The following is a 17,097-nucleotide window of genomic DNA, read 5'->3' as shown; positions in this document are numbered from 1 at the left end:
GAGAGGTTGGCGGGCCAGGCCGGAGCGGACGATCGCCTGTTCGATGGTGTCGATACGCATGTGGACCGCGCCGAGGCGGTTGGCCAGGAGGCGTCCCTTGCCATGGCATCCCGACGACGTGGGCCGTCGACATAGATCTGTAAATTGGTTTACGCTTATAACTGCAACTGGATTTACCGACATCTGCGTAGATCAATTTCTCCGGCCGGAGGCCCCATGAAGAAGCCGTCCCACATCATCGGAAGGGACCGGCAGTGGCGAGCCCTGGAGCAGTTCCTGCAAGCAGGAGGCTCAGATGGCCCCCTGCGCCTCGGCCTTGTCTCGGGGCGCCGCCGCACCGGGAAGACGCAGCTGCTGACCGCCGCCTGCGAAGCTCTCGGCGGCCTTTACATTGCCTGCGTGCAAGACGAGGGCGACCTTGCGGCCAGGCGCAGGTTCGCCTCCGCGCTGTCCCGCCACGCCGGATTGGGAGAGACCGTTCGCGGAGAGCCCGAATCCTGGGAGCGCCTACTGCGCGCGGCCCTGGACACGGCGGCCCGTGTGGCCCCGTCCGGTCTTCCCGGCCTGGTCGTCATCGACGAGTTCCCGTATGTGATGAAAGAAGCGCCTCAACTGCCGTCTCTCCTCCAGCATCTGTACGACGACTCACAACGGGGCCAGGCCCCAGGAGGCCGACTGATCCTCTGTGGCTCCGCGCTGAGCGTCATGCACACACTGCTGTCAGGGACGAAGCCGCTCAGGGGCCGGGCCATGATGGACATGCGCCTCAATGCGCTCGACTACCGGGAGGCGGCCCGGCTGTGGAGCGTCGACCATCCGGAGACCGCGCTGCGCCTCCATGCCTGCGTCGGCGGCATTCCCGGCTACCGCCCACTGATGACCAGCGTCCCTACGTCCGACGACGACTTCGACAACTGGGTCGTCGACAACCTCCTCGCCGTCGACGTCAGCGTCTTCACCCGTACCGAAGTCGACTACCTCCTTCGCGAAGACCCGAGAATCACCGCCCGCTCCCTCTACTACGACATCCTGAGTGCGGTCGCCCAGGGCGCACACACACCTTCCAAGATCGGAGCGACGATCGGCCGCGACAGCAACGCCGTCCGCTATCCCATCGGTGTCCTGGAGTCTGCGGGCTACATCACCAAAGTCCACGATCTTCTCCGCAGCGGGAAGCCGACGTACTCGGTCTGCGACCCCGTCATCCGTTTCGACCGGCTCATCACCGCCCCGCATCTTGGCCTGCTCGAACTCGGCCGTGCTAAGCAGGTATGGCGCGCGGCTGCTCCGACGTTCCGCTCCAACATTCTCGGTCCGCATTTCGAGGAGCTTGCCCGCGACTGGGTACACCGCTTCGCTCCTGACGAGTTGGGCCGGCCGATGAGCTTCGGCACGGTGGGGTTCGGCAGCGTTCAGGACAACGTGGGCCGCGCAAAACACGACATCGACGTCATCGCCACTGAGAACAACCGTGTCCACCTGATCGGCGAAGCCAAGGCCACCCTTGCTCGCCGAGGGCTGCCTGACCTCGAGCGCCTCGACGCCATCCGCGACGTCCTCACCCGGACAGGCCATGAGACGGCCGGCATGATCACGGCCATCTTTTCCACTACGGGGTTCACCCAAGACCTCATCGGGGCGGCTGCCGCGCGCGCCGACGTGATCCTCGTCGACCTGCCACGCCTGTACGGCCTGACCTGAGCGCGCTTCGCGAAAGTGGCCGGTGCCCCTCCATGCTGGAGCCGACTCTGAATGTGGTAGCCGGGGATGCCGTCAAGGCCGTCAGTCTCGGCGGCCAAGGATCGTGCGTTTCCGAAGGCGGCCATATCAAGGCGCGGTAGCCGGTCAGCGCCGGGGGTCTGGGGGTCGGGAGACCCCCCCAGCCGGGGAGGTGGGGGCTTGCCCCCACAGGGCGCTGCCCGAGCTCTCCATCGCGCGGAGCGCGTCTCCCGGCGAGGACCTCGCCTTTGGGGGGTTCGAAAGGGGGGCCTGCCCCCCCTTGGGAGGCGCTGCCCGGAGCTGGTCCGCGCGTAGCGCCTCCCGCGAAGGCCCGTGCTTTCGGGCCTCAGGGCTTTACCAGTCGCCTCCGCCGAAGTCGCCTCCGCCTCCGCCGAAGTCACCCCAGCCGCCGCCACCGAGGTCGCCGCCGCCGCCGAAGTCGCCACCCCCGCCGAGGTCGCCGCCGCCGTCCGCGTAGCCCTCGGCGTAGCCGGCGCCGTAGCCGCCGTAGCCCCAACCGCCGCTGAGCATGCTGCCCATCATGGTGCCGATGAACATGCCGGTCATGACATCGCCGAAGCCGCCGTAGTAGCCGTACGCGTACGGCTGGTACGCCGGGCCCGCGTCGTAGTACGGGCGGCGGTGGCCGTCGACCATGACCTCGCGCATCTGCGGGTCGAAGCCGCGCTCCACGGCCTCGGCGTCCATCCGGCAGGCCGGCACGTCGCGGAGCGCGCCGCCGGGCGGGGCCCAGCGGACGTCACGGACGGACGGGCCGTGCTGCGGGTTGAAGAAGCAGGGGGCGCGCCGCTCGGGGACCGGCTCGTTGTTGACCTTGGCCTTGACCACGGCCAGCGCGTAGCGGCCGTCCTCGAGGGTCTGGGTGACGTCGCGGACCTGGTCGGCCCGCTGGACGGTGGCCAGTTGCGTCTTGGCCTTCTCGTAGGAGTCGAGCGCCTGCTGCCATTCCTCGATGTGCGTGCCGCCCTGGCCGGCCAGCGTGACGTCGGTGTCGAGGGCGGTGATCTCCTCGCCGAGTTTGGTGACGTCCTCGTCCACGGTCTGCTTGACGGCCGCCAGGTCCTTGGCCTCCTGGATGGCCCGCTTCTTCTTCTTGTTGCTGGAGTAGAGGAAGTAGCCGCCACCGCCGACCAGGGCCAGTGCGCCCAGGCCGATCAGCGCCGCGGTGCCGCCGGCGCCAGGGTTGGCCTGGCTGTCAGGGTCGAGCGCGGGGCCCGACTTACCCGCGACGGCGGAGTCCACGCGGTTGACGAAGTCCTTCATCCCGTCCACGACATTGCCCGAGTTCGCGGTGACCGAGAGGTCGGCCAACCGGCCCGCGACACCCGCTTTGCGGATGGCGCTGGAGGCGGCGTACAGCTTCGTGCCGTCGAGCACGGCGAACGTGGCGCGGTTGCGGCCTGCGGTCGTCAATGCGGAATTGAGCGAGTTCATGTAGGACGCAACATTGGAGTCGGTGATCGTGCCGCCGGGCACCGCCACAGCGTAGATCTTGCTGTCGGCCCCCTTCAGCGCGTCACGGATCTCACTCTGCTGATCAGAGGTCAGCGGCGAGCCCGAATCCACGAAGAGCGGGTCCTTCTTGTCCTTCCAATAGGACACCACCGACTGAGCATCAGGGGGAGCCGCCGCGTTGGCGGCAGGGGACAGCGCAAGAACGACGATCAGACCGGCGATCAGAGCCGCGATCGCGGCCCCTGCGCGGCGCAGCGAATGGGTCATTGGCAGCAAGCCTCCTTCGCCCATGAGGACGAACGGGCGGTCGGTAAAGTTCCTCATGGGGCACGCTACCCTCAGGCGAGCCGGCAAGCGCGCACCGTGACAGAAGAGCGACGGAAGAGCCTGGAGCCATGGATTTGCGGGTCAGGCGTCCTTGATCTCGCAGATCGTGGCGCCGGAGGTGACGGGCTGCCCGATCGCCGCCGTGAGCCCCGTGATCGTGCCCGACTTGTGGGCGGCGAGCGGCTGCTCCATCTTCATGGCCTCCAGGACGACGACCGTGTCGCCCTCGGCCACCACGTCCCCGTCTGTGGCCACGACCTTGACGATCGTCCCCTGCATCGGGCTGACCAGCGCGTCACCGCCCGCCGCCGACGCCTTCCTGGAGCCGCCGCCCCGGCGCGGCGCCTTGCCGGGGGCGGGGGCGGAGGCGCCGGGTCCGGACGTGGCGAGCCCGGCAGGCAGGACGACCTCCAGGCGCTTGCCCCCGACCTCGACCGTCACCGTCTCGCGCGCCGCGCCGCCCGGTCCTGCGGCGCTCTCCTCGTCGTACGGCGCGACCGTGTTCTCCCACTCGGTCTCGATCCACCGCGTGTGCACCGAGAACGGCGCGGAGGCGAAGGCCGGATCGGACACGACGGCCCGATGGAACGGCAGCACGGTGGGCATCCCCGAGATCTCGAACTCCGCCAGCGCCCGCCGCGCCCGCTGCAGTGCCTCATCCCGCGTCCGCCCGGTGACGATCAGCTTCGCCACGAGCGAGTCGAACGTCTGCGGCACCGTCATCCCGGCCTCGTACCCGGAGTCGAGCCGCACTCCGGGGCCGGAGGGCGCGCGCATGACGGTCAGCGTCCCGGGAGCGGGCAGGAAGTTGCGCCCGGCGTCCTCGGCGTTGATCCGGAACTCGATCGAGTGGCCGCGCAGCGCCGGGTCGCCGTATTCGAGCGCTTCCCCGTCGGCGATCCTGAACATCTCCCGCACCAGGTCGATGCCGGACACCTCCTCGGTGACCGGGTGTTCGACCTGGAGCCGCGTGTTCACCTCCAGGAACGAGATCGTCCCGTCCTGGCCGACGAGGAACTCGCACGTGCCGGCCCCGACGTACCCGGCCTCCTTCAGGATGGCCTTCGAGCTGGTGTAGAGGATCTCGACCTGCTCCTCCGACAGGAACGGCGCCGGCGCCTCCTCCACGAGCTTCTGGTGGCGGCGCTGGAGCGAGCAGTCGCGCGTGCTGACCACGACCACGTTGCCGTGGGAGTCGGCCAGGCACTGCGTCTCGACGTGGCGGGGACGGTCGAGGTAGCGCTCCACGAAGCACTCGCCCCGGCCGAACGACGCGACGGCCTCGCGCACGGCCGACTCGTACAGCTCGGCGACCTCCTCCAGCCTGCGCGCCACCTTGATGCCGCGGCCGCCGCCGCCGTACGCCGCCTTGATCGCGATCGGCAGCCCGTGCTCCTCCGCGAACGCGACGACCTCGTCGGCTCCGGAGACCGGGTCCTTGGTGCCGGCGACCAGCGGCGCGCCGACCTTCTGCGCGATGTGCCTGGCCTGCACCTTGTCGCCGAGCGCGGCGATGGCGGACGGCGGCGGCCCGATCCAGATCAGGCCCGCGTCGATGACGGCCTGCGCGAAGGCGGCGTTCTCGGCCAGGAAGCCGTATCCGGGGTGCACGGCATCCGACCCGGAGCGGCGCGCGATCTCCAGCAGCTTGTCGATGTTCAGGTAGGTCTCGGCGGGCGACTGGCCGCCCAGCGCGTACGCCTCGTCGGCGACCTTGACGTGCAACGCCTCGAGATCCTGCTCGGCGTAGACGGCCACGCTCCCGATGCCGGCGTCCTTGCACGCGCGTGCCACACGTACGGCGATCTCGCCCCGATTGGCGATCAGAACCTTCCGCACCGACCCGACGTCCTTCCTTGAGAGAGTTCAGCGACCCAGGTACGCGCCGCCGTTCACGTGAAGCACCTGCCCGGTGACATGCCTGGCTCCCGCGGAGGCCAGAAAGAGAACGGTATCCGCCACGTCGGAGGGAGTGCCAGGGCGGCCGTTGCGCGTGTTCTGCACGCGGGCCTTGATGCCCTCCTCCGTCAGCCGCCCGCGGAAGAACTCGGTGTCCAGGACGAGACCGGGGGAGACGACGTTCGCCGTGATGCCCCTGGGGCCGAGTTCGGCGGCGAGGTCGGCGATCCAGGACTCCAGGGCGGCCTTGGCGGCGCCGTACGAGCCGGAGCCCGTGCCGCGTGCCGCGATCGAGCCGATGGAGACGACCCGGCCGCCTTCCCTGATGCGCGGCGTCAGCGCGGTGGTCACGAGGACGGCGGACATCAGGTTGGCGTTGAGGTTGGCCCACCAGGCCTCGGCCACGTCCATCAGCTCGCCGGACTGCCTGCGGTCGAGGTTGGTGTTGCCGCCGGCGTTGTTGACCAGCACGTCCACGTGCCGCGGCAGGCTGTCGAGCGCGTCCTTCACCGCGACGGGACTGGCGGCGTTGAAGGCCGCGTACGCCGCGCCGAGCCGCGACGCGGCCTCCTTGAGCACGTGTTCGCGCCTGCCGGTGATGGTGACGTGGTCGCCGAGCGAGGCGAAAGCGGCGGCAACGGCGTACCCGATGCCGGTGCCTCCGCCGGTCACCACAACCTCGCGCATGTGATGGACAGCTCCCAGGGACGAATCCGAACAATCCTCGGGTAGACCATAGCCGCTTGGCATAACTCCGGCGACGGCCGGTGACACCCCTTTAAGTTGAGGGCGCTTTCCCCATGTTCCAGGAGGTATGCATGAGCCAGAGCATGTTCGGCGGCGACCTCGCCGAAATGCAGCAGATGGCCAGCCAGTTCACGCAGCAGTCGGAGGCGGTCCGCACCACCATGACCGCGCTCGACCGCGAGGCCGCCAAGGTCGGCACGGCGTGGACCGGGCCGGGCGCCCAGCGTTTCCAGCAGGCGTGGCAGAACTACCGTACGGCCTTCCAGCGCATGACCGAGGAGCTGCAGGAGGCTTCGCGGGTCATCGGCACCTACCGCCAGAACATCGAGTCCGCAACGAAATGAGCAACGGGCAGGGGCCCTGGCGAAGGTGCCGGGGCTTCCTTCCGTTGATTCCGGCGGTCCACGCGATCGGGTGAACCCGGCAAGCTACGCTTTTCCCCCATGATTGGTCGCGCCCTGGTGGCGAGCGTGCTCGCCCTGCACCTTTCGGCCGCCCCGGCGTTGGCGCAGGCGCCGGTGAAGTGCAACCCCAAGAGGGCCAGCCCCGCGATCGCCGAGAGCTGGGCCCAGCGGCGACTGAACGTCCAGCGCGTCTGGCCGCTCACCATGGGCCAGGGCGTCACCGTCGCCGTCATCGACAGCGGTGTGGACGAGACCCACCCCCAGATCCACCTGGCGGGCAAGGCCGACCTCACCAACACCACCTACCGCGACTGCGTCGGACATGGCACGGCGGTGGCCGGCATCATCGCCGGCCAGCCCCGCTCCGACGTCCCGTTCTACGGCGTCGCGCCGGGCGTCAGACTCCTGTCGATCAAGCAGTCCAACGACACGTCCGGCGATGTGTCGGTGCTGGCCAAGGCCATCAGGGCCGCCGCCGACGAGAACGCCGACGTGATCAACGTCTCCATCGAGGCGCAGGACCAGCCCGACCTCAAGGCGGCCGTCAACTACGCGCTCGGCAGGGACATCGTGATCGTCGCCGCCGCGGGCAACCAGCAGAAGGACGACGGGTCGTCCTCTCCCTCCTACCCGGCCGCCTACGACGGCGTGCTGGCCGTGGGCTCGGCCACGCCGGACGGCGGGCGCTCGACGTTCTCCAACCCGAACGCGGTCGCCGTGCTCGGCCCCGGGCAGGACATCAGCTCGACGTGGACGGGCAAGGGCTACCAGAGCAAGCTGGAGGGCACGAGCTACGCGGCGCCGTACGTGGCGGGCGTCGCCGCCCTGGTGCGGGCCCGCTTCCCCAACCTCGACCAGGTACGCGTACGCCGCCGCATCATGCTGACCGCGGACGGCGCCTCGGGCAAGGGCACCGGCGCCGGCATGGTCAACCCGTTCCTGGCGGTCACCATGCTCCTGCCGTCGGAGCAGGTGGCGGTGGCCGCGCCGGTGCCGCCGCCGCTCCCGGCCTCGGCGATACGCAAGGCCGTGCCCCCTGACAGCCGCTCGATGGAGGTGGCGACGGCCGTGGCGGCCGGCGGGCTGTCGTTGACCGCGGTGGTGATGGCGTTCTGGATGATCGTTCCGATGGGCCGCAAGCGAGGCTGGCGTCCCGGCTCGCGCCCCGCTCAAACGGGGGCGACCCGCGGCTCAGGTGCGAATTGACGGTAAACAGTCAGATCGCCCGACCGAAACTACTGATGCGTATGTGGCTTATTTGATTAAATGTCCCGTGATCACGTGGGAAGCTCGGAAGGACGGTCATGGCCGAGAAGGACTCCTCTTTGCCTGAGCACATCGGCGGCCACGAGATCGTGGACCGGCTCGGCGAAGGACCTCGGGGCGTCGTATACCTGGGACAGGAGTCCGAGGGCGCGGCACGCGTCGCCATCAAGACGTTGCAGGAAGACCCCGCCGACCCCGGCTTCGTGGGCAGGCTCAAGAGCGTCGCGAAGGTGTCGAGCTCGTACGTGGCCCGCACCATCGACGCCGGCACGGACAACGGCCTGGTGTACGTCGTCAGGGAGCACGTCGAGGGCCGCTCGCTGGCCGAGACCGTCTCCGCCGACGGGCCCCTGAGCGGGGACTCGCTGGAGCGCGTGGCCGTGGGGATGCTGACCGCGCTGACCGCGGTCCACCTGGCCGGGTTCGCGCACCGCGGGCTCACCCCGTCGAACGTGATCCTCACCGACGAGGGACTCCGCGTCACCGACATCGAGATCGGCGACCCCGCGGGCGAGATCGGCTACCGCGCACCCGAGCAGATCAACGGGCTGAGGTACGGCCCGTACGCGGACCTGTTCGCGTGGGCCGCGACCGTCGTGTTCGCCGCGACCGGGTCAGCCCCGTTCGGGCAGGACGCCGAGTCCGTGCTGAACGGCGAGCCCGAGGTGGGCGAGCTGCCCGAGCCGCTGCGGCAGGTCGTGCTGGCCGCGCTGTCCAAGGACGTGTCGGGCCGGCCGACGACGTACACGGCGCTGCTGCGACTGCTCGGCGACAGCAACGTGGCGATGCCCGCCCCGGCGATCGAGGGCGTGCCGGTGCCGCCGCCCGCGCAGGCCGACGGCGCGACCACCCTGCTCGAGGCGCACCCCGGGGGCGAGGCGCCACCCGCGATCCTGCCCATCCAGCTGTCGATCGAAGGCGCGCAGACGCCCGTCATGCCGCCCCAAGGCCCGATGGGCCAGGGTCCGATGCCGCAGGGGCCGATGCCGCACGGCCCCATGGAGCACGGGCCGATGCCGCCCGGCCCCATGCAGCCCGGACCCATGGCGGCCGGCCCCATGCAGCCGGGCCCCGCGGACCACGGGCCGATGGGCCCGGTTCCCATGCAGCAGGGCCCGATGCCGCACGGGCCCATGGAGCAGGGGCCGATGCAGCCCGGCCCCATGCAGCACGGCCCCATGGAGCACGGCCACATGGAGCCCGGCCCGGTGGAGCCGACGCAGATCTGGGGACCCCCGCCTGGCCCGCCGAACCAGCCCCCCGGCTGGACGCCCACCGTCGTGCCCGGCGGGCAGGCTGACAGCCAGCCGCGCAAGCCGTTCCCGGTCGGCCTCGTGGCCGGTGTGACCGCGGTCGTGCTCCTGTCCGGGCTCGGCCTGTGGGGTGCGAGCGAGTACTCCAACAAGGTCACCTTCGCCCCGGCCGCCGCGGCCAGTGGCGAGCCGACGAAGCAGCAGCAGGGGCAGGTCGACGCCTTCGCCGCCCAGGGATCCGTGAGCGGCGCGCCCACGCAGCCGCAGACGGAGGTGACGGCGCCGTGGGCGGCCACCCCCACCCCTGACGACAACGGGGTCGGTCCCATGACGCTCCCGACCGACGGCGCCACGGGCGGCCCGGAGGTGCCGGTCCTGACGACCGTGCCGACGCCGACGCAGATCGTGACCCAGCCGGTCCCGATCCCCACGGTCACGGCGACGGTGCAGCCGACCCAGACGCAGCCGGTGGCGAGCGGCAAGCCGACCAAGGCCAAGGCGACCAAGCACGCCAAGCCGACGGCCACGGTCACCAAGACCGTGCCGCCCAGCCCCACGCCGACGCCGACTCAGGAGCCCACGAAGGAGCCCACCAAGGAGCCCACGAAGGAGCCGGAGCCGACCCCCACGCCGACGAGGACGACGGCGAAGCCCACTCCCACCAGGACGACGGCGAAGCCGACTCCGACGAAGACGACGGCGAAGCCGACCCCCACCAAGACGACGGCGAAGCCCACCCCGACGAAGACGACCCCTCCGCCGCCGAAGACGAACCCCTACACCGCGACCCAGGTGTGCGGCGGCGGGTTCGTCGTCCAGCGGTCGAGCTCGTTCAGCGGCGGTACCACGTACCAGCTCTGGAACAACAGCACGAGCCAGAACTGCGTGGTCACCATCAAGTCGGGCCCGGACGTCGGCAAGGCCACCCCGGTCAGCGCCACGCTTGAGGTGCAGGGCGGCGGGAGCAACACCGACTCGGGCAGCTACGAGTACTACGCGGGCCCCGTCAAGCTGACCGCCAAGGGCAAGTGCGTGCGTTACTCCGGCAGCGCCGGCTCGGGCAGCACCAGCGCACCCTGGGGCAACTGCGGCTAGAGCCCGGTTTCAGTAACCGCGGTAGCCGGTTCCGGTCCTCATCCCGATGATCCCCGGCACCGCGGACACTGAGCCGTAGCGCTCGATGGCGTAGCGCACGCCCGCGATGATGTTGTCCACAGGGTTGTAGATGTTCTTGTGGCCGTCGATCGAGTAGGCGTTGAAGGTCGGGTCGATGGTCTGCATCAGGCCCTTCGACGGGTGCCCCGCGGCGGCGTTGGAGTCCCACAGGTTGATGGCGTGGGGGTTGCCGCCCGACTCGAACTGGATGATCGTCCCGATGTCGTTGACGTTCATCTTGTCGACGGGGTAGCCCTGCTCGCGCAGGATGGCGATGGCCTGCTCGATCCACTCCTTGACCTTGCCGGAAGGAGCGGCGCCGCCGCCGCCCGCCGGAGGCAGGCCGCTGGGCCCGTACCCGCCGACGCCCCCGGCGATCGGGCTGCCGCCGACGCCGGTCTCGGCGGACTGCGAGGTGTAGCTCACCGTCCGCCGCCAGTCGAGCCGGTGCCCGGGGCCGGGCACGAACTCCTGCTCGCCGGCCCTCTTGATCTGCGCGAACGTGGTCTTCCGCTCTTTCATGAACTTGGCGATCGCGTCCTTGGCGTCGGTGACGGCCTGCTTGGCCTCCCGCACCGGCTTACGCGCGTTCTCGATCTCCTCGTTCACCATGCGGCCGATCGCGCTGTCGAGTTCGTCCTGCTTGGCGTCGGGGTTGTTGCTCTTGTACGTGCTCACCCGCGTGAGCAGGCGGTCGCAGATGCCGTCCACCTGCCCCTGGGCGGTCTCCAGGGCGTCGGCGGCGTTGTCCAGCGAGGTGGCGCAGTTGAGCAGCGCGTCGTGGAGATCCTGCCCGGCCTTGCCGTAGTCGGCCATGTAGGTCACGAACGCGTCCGCCGACGCGCCTTCCCAGGCGAGGTCCACGGTGGTCACGGCGGAGCCGAGCGTGCCGGTGTGAGTGAGCACGTTGCCCGCGGCCGAGCGCCAGCGCTTGGCGATGCCGCGGATCGAGGAGGGGCTGCCGGTGACGTTGTCGGCCATGGCCGCCAACTCGGGGCCGTTGGGCAGCTCGCGAATGCCTTCAGGTGCGCTCATGACGGGTCGTTCGCTCTCCGTACGTTCTCCTGCACCTGGTCGAGCGCCCGTTCGACGCTCTCGACCAAGCTCTTGGCCTTGCCGAACTCGCTGTCCGCCGTGGTCTCGACGGTGCTCACGGCGTCCGCCAGGGCGGAGGAGTCGCCCAGCTTGCCGAAGATCGTCGAGTCTGGCCGGCCGGCCGGGTAGCCGTCGGCCAGGTCACCGAACTTGCCGATCAACGTCTTGGCGGACGATCGGCAGTCGTCGAGCGCGTCGAAATGGATGTCCAGTCCTGCCATGAGTCCTCTCAGTCCCCATCCGCCGGCGGCCAGAACGCCGTCTGGGCTAGCCGTGCGCCGAACTTCCTGTCCACGATGAATCCGCGTCCTGGCGGCTGCGGCTGGGCACGTACGTTGCCGAACAGGAAGCCCTCGTCCTTGCTGCCGGACAGGATCACCGCCGGGCTGGCCATGTCCTTGATCCGCTGGATCACCGGGTCGAACATGGCCCGGCCCAGACCGCCCATCGCCCTCGACAGGATCAGGTGCAGGCCGATGTCGCGGGCCTGCGGCAGCAGCTCGACCAGCGGCTGCAGCGGGTTGTTCGACGTGGCCACCAGGTCGTAGTCGTCGACCACGATGTACAGGTCGGAGCCCTTCCACCAGTCGCGCGCACGCAGCTGCTCCGGCGTGAGGTCGGCCGGCGGCAGGCGCTTGAGCAGCGCGTTGCGCGCGTCGCTGACCAGCTCCAGAGCCGCCGCGCTGGAGGCGGCGTAGCCGATGCGGTTCTCGCTGACGGCCGTGTCCAGCAGCGAGCGGCGGTAGTCGATCACGATCAGCATCGCCTCGCGCGGCGTGTACCTGGCCACGACGTTCTCGGCGATGACCTTCAGCATGTTCGACTTGCCGCTCTCGGTGTCGCCCACGACGACGAAGTGCGGGTCGGCCTCGAAGTCGATGAGCACGGGCGAGAGCGAGGCCTCGTCCACGCCGATCGCGATGCGGCTCTTGCCGATCTCCTCCGCCGTGGGCAGCGACGCGGCGGGCAGTACCGAGGGCAGCAGCCTGACGCGCTTGGCGGGCTCGCCCTGCCAGGAGTCCCTGACCGCGCGGACCAGGCCCTGCACGCCGGCCGCCAGGTCCTCGGCGTCCTGCACGCCGTCGATCCTGGGCAGCGCGGACAGGAAGTGCAGCCCGTCCCTGGTCAGGCCGCGCCCGGGCACGCCTTCGGGGACGGCCAGCGACTTCTTCCTGTTGATCTCCGACTCGTACGCGTCGCCGAGCTTGAGCTCGATCCTCGTGCCGAACAGGTCGCGGATGCCCGGACGGAACTCCGACCACTTGTTGGTCGCCGTCACCACGTGGATGCCGTACCCCAGGCCGCGCGCCGCCAGGTCGGTGATGACCGGCTCCAGCGCCTCGAAGTCCTGCCTGATCGTCAGCCAGCCGTCGACCACGAGGAAGATGTCACCCCAGCCGTCGCCCTGGAGCGAGCCGTCGGCCAGCCGCTTGCGGTAGGTCACCATGGAGTCCACGCCGTTCTCGGTGAACTCCCGCTCGCGCTGCTGCAGGATGGTGGCGATCTCGGACACCGTACGGCGTACCCGGTCGCCGTCGAGCCTGCTGGCCACGCCGCCGACGTGCGGCAGGCCCTCCAGCGACGCGAGCGAGCCGCCGCCGAAGTCCAGGCAGTAGAACTGCACCTCGCGCGGGGTGTGCGTGAGCGCCATGCTGGCGATCAGCGTGCGCAGCACCGTGCTCTTGCCGCTCTGCGGGCCGCCCGCCACGCCCACGTGGCCCGCCGCGCCCGACAGATCCAGCCAGTACGGGTCACGCCGCTGCTCGAACGGCCGGTCGATGACGCCCACCACGGCCTGCAGCCGCCCGCGCCCCGGCCAGCCGGGCGTCGTCAGGCCGTGCTCGGGCGTGATCGACAGCGGCGGCAGCAGGTGCGCGAGCGTGGGCGGCTCGGCCAGCGGGGGCAGCCAGATGCTGTGGGCGGCGGGTCCCTTGCCGGCCAGCCGGGAGACGACGATGTCGAGCAGGGTCTGCTGCGACTTGCTCTCCTCCTGCGAGGCCGGCTCCACCGGCTCGTCGACGAGCGGGACGGGGACGAACTCGGTCCCGTACTCCACGACCTCCCTGATCGGCACGACGCCGTCGGTCGTGGCGACGTGCCGGGGGTCGCCCTGGTACGCGCCGGACACGTACGCGGCCTTGAACCTGGTCATGCCCGTCGTGTCGAACTTGAGATAGCCGTTGCCCGGCGCGGACGGCAGCTCGTACGCGTCGGCCACGCCCAGCACGACCCGGCTCTCCATGGCCGAGAACGTCCGCAGGCCGATCCGGTACGACAGGTGCGTGTCGAGGCCGCGCAGCCGTCCCTCCTCCAGCCGCTGCGAGGCCAGCAGCAGGTGGACGCCGAGCGAGCGGCCGAGCCGCCCGATCATCACGAACAGGTCGACGAACTCCGGCTTGGCCGTCAGCAACTCGCTGAACTCGTCGAGGACCACGAACAGCGTCGGCATCGGGTGCAGGTTGACCCCCTGCTCGCGGGCGCGCTCGTAGTCGCGCAGCGAGGCGTAGTTGCCGGCCGCCCGCAGCAGCTCCTGCCGGCGCACCATCTCGCCGTGCAGCGCGTCGTGCATGCGGTCGACGAGCGGCAGCTCGTCCTCCAGGTTCGTGATGACCGCGGAGACGTGGGAGAGGCTCTCCAGACCGAGGAAGGTCGCGCCGCCCTTGAAGTCGACGAGCACGAAGTTGAGGATCTCCGAGGAGTGCGTCACCGCCAGGCCCAGCACGAGCGTGCGCAGCAGCTCCGACTTGCCCGAGCCGGTCGCGCCGATCACCAGCCCGTGCGGCCCCATGCCGCCCTGCGCGGACTCCTTGATGTCCAGCTCGACGACGCGGCCGTCCGCGCCGAGGCCGATCGGGACGCGCAGCCGGTTCCTGCCCGCGCGGGGACGCCAGGTCTGCGCGGTGTCCAGCCGGGTCGGCTCGCCGACGCCGAGCAGCTCGGTCAGCGTCGTGTTCGTCGCCAGGACGTCCTGGGCCTCCCCGCCCCTGGCGGTCGAGGCCCGCAGCGGCGCGAGCTGCCGGGCCAGCCCTTCGGCCCTGAGGTAGTCGAGCGAGTCGGGGTCGCCCAGCCGGTTCGTGCTCTCCTTGCCCGCGTGGTCCAGCTTGACCATGTGGAAGCCGGCGGAGTTGATCCGCAGCCGCAGCGTGCTGCGCTCCTCGACCACGCCGGCCGAGTTCGACAGGTCGATGACGGTCACGCCGTCGATGGCGTCCGCGCCGAGCTGAGAGTCCTGCGGCACGTGTCCGCCGTCCAGGATGAGCACGTGGTACGGCAGCGCGTCCGGTGACGCGCCCGGCCTGAACCGGGCCCGCTCCTTGAGCTCGCCGCCGACGAGCCGGTCGAGCTGGGCCAGATTCTCGGCCAGGAGCCTGACCTGCCCCGCGCCGTCGGTCTCCTCGGGATGCAGCGCGTGCGGCAGCCACTTGACCCACTCCCAGTGGGTCATCCACTCCTTGCCGGCGCACACCATGATCCGCATGTCGTCAGGCGAGTGGAACACCACCATCTGCGCGATCATCGCTCTGACCAGGGCCCGGACCATGGCCGGGTCGCCGTCCAGCTTGATCCGGGCGAACGAGTGCAGCGCCACGGCCACGGGGAGCTGCGAGACCGTCGAATGCGTGCGGATGAACCGGCGCAGCGCTCCGGCGGAGAGCGCGTCCAGGTCCTCGACCGGCTTGGAGTCCGGCGGGATGAGCTGGATGGCCAGCTTCTGGATGCCGGTGCCCAGGCGTACGGTGCTGAAGTCCTCGTCCCGCGGGCGGCGCTCCCACAGGCGGGGGCCCATGGCGGTCCACCAGAGCGTGTCGGGGGCCGGGCCGCTCCATTCGAGCGCCTCGCGCTGCTGGATCGCGGCCTTGCGCACCCGCTTGCGGATCTGGGCGAGATAGCGGAAGTAGTCGCGGCGGGCGCCGTTGAGCCGGTGCCTGCGCTCACCCGCCTGCCGGCCCATCTGGCCGACCGTCATGCCGACCATGGAGAACGCGAACAGGCCGCTCGCGACGTACATGATGGGGTTGGAGTTCGTGCCGCCGGCCGTGAACATCAGGCCCATCGCCGCCGCACCCGCCACCATCGGCAGGTACGTGAGCACTGCCATCATGCCCTGTGACTGCACCTCGGGAATCTCCGGTGGAGACTCCAGGAGGATCTCGCCGCGTGGCGGCTTCGGGCTGGGACGGCGCTCTGGGCGCCGCACGACGACGATGCTCACCCTTGGACATGCCCCTTCTGATGCTATGGAAGACCCTTCTTACCAGATGTGCCTTACGCCCGAGTTGGGGTCTGAGTTAACTTCTCCTCGCTATGTTTGGCGTGTGACATCGCTGGCCGAGATTCCGCCCTCGCATCAGAGCACGTTGCACCAGATGCCTGCTCCGCTTCCGCCGCTGTGCCATGTCACGGTGGTCGGGCCGCGCAGAAAAGCCGACCTGGCGCTACCTGCGGACATCCCGCTCCCGCACGTTCTCCCGGGCCTGCTGCGGGCCATGGGGGAGCTGGGCGGCGAGACGGCGTCCGCGCCCGGCTGGACGCTGCAGCGGCTCGGCGGGGCGCCCTTCGACCTCGCGCAGAGCCTGGGATCGCTGGGCGTGCTCGACGGAGAGATCCTCTACCTGAGGCCGCGCGAGCTGGCCCTGCCGCCCGCGAGATTCGACGACGTGGCCGACGTGGTGGCCACCGGCGTGCGCGAGGGCAGGGGCAAGTGGGAGGCGAGGCACACCCGCGGGCTGGGCAGTGGGGCGGCCGCCGGGCTGCTCGTGGCCGGGGCCGTGGCGCTGCCGTTCGGCGGGCTGACCCCGCTCGTCACCGCGATCGTGGCAGGGGCCCTCGCGCTGCTCCTGGTCGGGGTGGGGGTGGCCATCTCCAGGGCCGTCGGCGACTCCGGCGCTGGGGCGCTGGTGGGCTACGCCGCGCTGCCGTACGCGTTCCTCGCCGGACTGTTCGCCCCGGCGGCGGGAGGCGGGCTGGCGGGCATCGGGTCGCCACAGCTCCTGGGAGCGCTGGCCTGCGCCGCGCTGATCGCCACGATCGGCGGCACCGCCATCGCCGACGGTGTGCCCGGCTTCCTCGGCACCGCCATCGCGTCCATGGTGGGGGCCGTGGGCGCGGCCGTGGTCATGGTGACCGGGGCGTCCGCGGCGGGAGTCGCGGCGGTCTGCGCGGCCGTCGTGATGGCTTTCAGCCCGCTGATCCCCCTGCTGTCGTTCCGGCTCGCCAGGGTGCCGCTGCCGTCGATGCCCACCAACGCCGAAGAGCTGCGCAGCGACAACCAGCAGCTCGACAGCGCCTCCGTGCTGCAGCGCACGGGGGCCGCGCAGCGTTACGCGACCGGCATGATCGCCGGCGTCTCGCTGGTCGGGCTCGGGGCTCAGGCGCTGCTGGTGGAGCAGGGCACGTGGATCTCGGTGGCCATGTCCGTGGTGCTGTCGCTGACGCAGCTCATGCGGGCCCGGGTGTTCCAGGGGGTCGGGCAGCGGCTCTGGCTGCTGCTCGCGGGGTTCGCCGGGCTGGCCGCCGTGGCGGTCGAGATCGGGATCGCCGTCGGCGGCCTGGCCTCGGTGGCCGTGGTGCTCGGGCTGCTGTGGACCGCGATGGTGGTCGTCGGCATGGGCGTCTGGCTGCCCAACGGGAAGCTGTCGCCCTTCTGGGGGCGGGCGGCCGACATCGTGGAGTGGCTGCTCATCGTGGCCCTGGTGCCGGTGGCGCTGGGCGTCCTGGACGTCTACTCCTGGGTGCGCGGGCTGGCGGGCTGAGGG

11 protein-coding genes are annotated in these 17,097 nt (G+C 70.5%); 5 read left to right on the top strand and 6 right to left on the bottom strand.

The window, feature by feature from the left end; all coding sequences use genetic code 11:
• Positions 1–216: 216 nt before the first annotated feature.
• Positions 217–1,701: an ATP-binding protein gene (locus tag AB0J64_RS23140; protein ID WP_364030089.1), complete on the top strand. Its 1,485-nt coding sequence runs from the start codon at positions 217–219 to the stop codon at positions 1,699–1,701.
• A 372-nt stretch (positions 1,702–2,073) separates the two neighbouring features.
• On the opposite strand, the gene AB0J64_RS23135 is transcribed toward AB0J64_RS23140, so the two are convergent.
• The 3 genes from AB0J64_RS23135 to AB0J64_RS23125 form a co-directional block, all read right to left on the bottom strand.
• Positions 2,074–3,462 carry a hypothetical protein gene (locus AB0J64_RS23135; RefSeq protein WP_364030086.1) on the bottom strand — a complete coding sequence of 463 codons (1,389 nt, stop codon included), beginning with the start codon at positions 3,460–3,462 and terminating at the stop codon, positions 2,074–2,076.
• Between the two features lie 141 nt (positions 3,463–3,603).
• Positions 3,604–5,361: a biotin carboxylase N-terminal domain-containing protein gene (locus tag AB0J64_RS23130; protein ID WP_364030083.1), complete on the bottom strand. Its 1,758-nt coding sequence runs from the start codon at positions 5,359–5,361 to the stop codon at positions 3,604–3,606.
• Positions 5,362–5,388: 27 nt separating this feature from the next.
• Positions 5,389–6,108 (bottom strand): SDR family oxidoreductase, encoded by a 720-nt coding sequence (locus AB0J64_RS23125; RefSeq protein ID WP_364030080.1) that lies wholly within the window; start codon positions 6,106–6,108, stop codon positions 5,389–5,391.
• A gap of 131 nt (positions 6,109–6,239) precedes the next feature.
• Here AB0J64_RS23125 and AB0J64_RS23120 point away from each other — a divergent pair, with 131 nt between their 5' ends.
• From AB0J64_RS23120 to AB0J64_RS23110, 3 genes are all read left to right on the top strand, one after another.
• Entirely contained in the window at positions 6,240–6,512 is a 273-nt protein-coding gene (locus tag AB0J64_RS23120; RefSeq protein ID WP_344997026.1) for a WXG100 family type VII secretion target, read from the top strand.
• 99 nt (positions 6,513–6,611) lie between these two features.
• The gene (locus AB0J64_RS23115) at positions 6,612–7,778 is read left to right on the top strand and encodes a S8 family serine peptidase (protein WP_364030077.1); all 1,167 of its coding nucleotides are present in this window, start codon (positions 6,612–6,614) and stop codon (positions 7,776–7,778) included.
• A gap of 98 nt (positions 7,779–7,876) precedes the next feature.
• The gene (locus tag AB0J64_RS23110; RefSeq protein WP_364030074.1) at positions 7,877–10,186 is read left to right on the top strand and encodes a protein kinase; all 2,310 of its coding nucleotides are present in this window, start codon (positions 7,877–7,879) and stop codon (positions 10,184–10,186) included.
• A 9-nt stretch (positions 10,187–10,195) separates the two neighbouring features.
• Here the strand turns inward: AB0J64_RS23110 and AB0J64_RS23105 are convergent, their stop codons facing one another.
• The 3 genes from AB0J64_RS23105 to eccCa are packed head-to-tail and all read right to left on the bottom strand — an operon-like array spanning position 10,196 to position 15,554.
• Entirely contained in the window at positions 10,196–11,281 is a 1,086-nt protein-coding gene (locus tag AB0J64_RS23105; protein ID WP_364030071.1) for a transglycosylase SLT domain-containing protein, read from the bottom strand.
• Positions 11,278–11,562 carry a hypothetical protein gene (locus tag AB0J64_RS23100; protein ID WP_364030068.1) on the bottom strand — a complete coding sequence of 95 codons (285 nt, stop codon included), beginning with the start codon at positions 11,560–11,562 and terminating at the stop codon, positions 11,278–11,280. Before AB0J64_RS23100 ends, AB0J64_RS23105 begins: the two co-directional genes overlap by 4 nt.
• A gap of 8 nt (positions 11,563–11,570) precedes the next feature.
• On the bottom strand, positions 11,571–15,554 hold the full coding sequence (eccCa, locus tag AB0J64_RS23095) for a type VII secretion protein EccCa (RefSeq protein WP_364030065.1): 3,984 nt from the start codon (positions 15,552–15,554) through the stop codon (positions 11,571–11,573).
• A gap of 154 nt (positions 15,555–15,708) precedes the next feature.
• On the opposite strand from eccCa, the gene eccD reads away from it, so the two are divergent.
• On the top strand, positions 15,709–17,094 hold the full coding sequence (gene eccD / locus AB0J64_RS23090; RefSeq protein ID WP_364030062.1) for a type VII secretion integral membrane protein EccD: 1,386 nt from the start codon (positions 15,709–15,711) through the stop codon (positions 17,092–17,094).
• The last annotated feature ends 3 nt before the right edge of the window (positions 17,095–17,097 follow it).

The organism is Nonomuraea sp. NPDC049695 (genome assembly GCF_040674955.1).
GTDB lineage: Bacteria > Actinomycetota > Actinomycetes > Streptosporangiales > Streptosporangiaceae > Nonomuraea > Nonomuraea helvata.
Note: the sequence above shows the minus strand (reverse complement) of the source record. Positions and strands in the feature narration are given on the sequence as shown.

What these genes read in the sequence shown, in the direction of transcription:
- AB0J64_RS23140 (WP_364030089.1), top strand. Translation starts at nt 217, where the DNA reads ATGAAGAAGCCGTCCCACATCATCGGAAGGGACCGGCAGTGGCGAGCC.
- AB0J64_RS23135 (WP_364030086.1), bottom strand. Translation starts at nt 3,462, where the DNA reads ATGACCCATTCGCTGCGCCGCGCAGGGGCCGCGATCGCGGCTCTGATC.
- AB0J64_RS23125 (WP_364030080.1), bottom strand. Translation starts at nt 6,108, where the DNA reads ATGCGCGAGGTTGTGGTGACCGGCGGAGGCACCGGCATCGGGTACGCC.
- AB0J64_RS23120 (WP_344997026.1), top strand. Translation starts at nt 6,240, where the DNA reads ATGAGCCAGAGCATGTTCGGCGGCGACCTCGCCGAAATGCAGCAGATG.
- AB0J64_RS23115 (WP_364030077.1), top strand. Translation starts at nt 6,612, where the DNA reads ATGATTGGTCGCGCCCTGGTGGCGAGCGTGCTCGCCCTGCACCTTTCG.
- AB0J64_RS23110 (WP_364030074.1), top strand. Translation starts at nt 7,877, where the DNA reads ATGGCCGAGAAGGACTCCTCTTTGCCTGAGCACATCGGCGGCCACGAG.
- AB0J64_RS23105 (WP_364030071.1), bottom strand. Translation starts at nt 11,281, where the DNA reads ATGAGCGCACCTGAAGGCATTCGCGAGCTGCCCAACGGCCCCGAGTTG.
- AB0J64_RS23100 (WP_364030068.1), bottom strand. Translation starts at nt 11,562, where the DNA reads ATGGCAGGACTGGACATCCATTTCGACGCGCTCGACGACTGCCGATCG.
- eccD (WP_364030062.1), top strand. Translation starts at nt 15,709, where the DNA reads ATGCCTGCTCCGCTTCCGCCGCTGTGCCATGTCACGGTGGTCGGGCCG.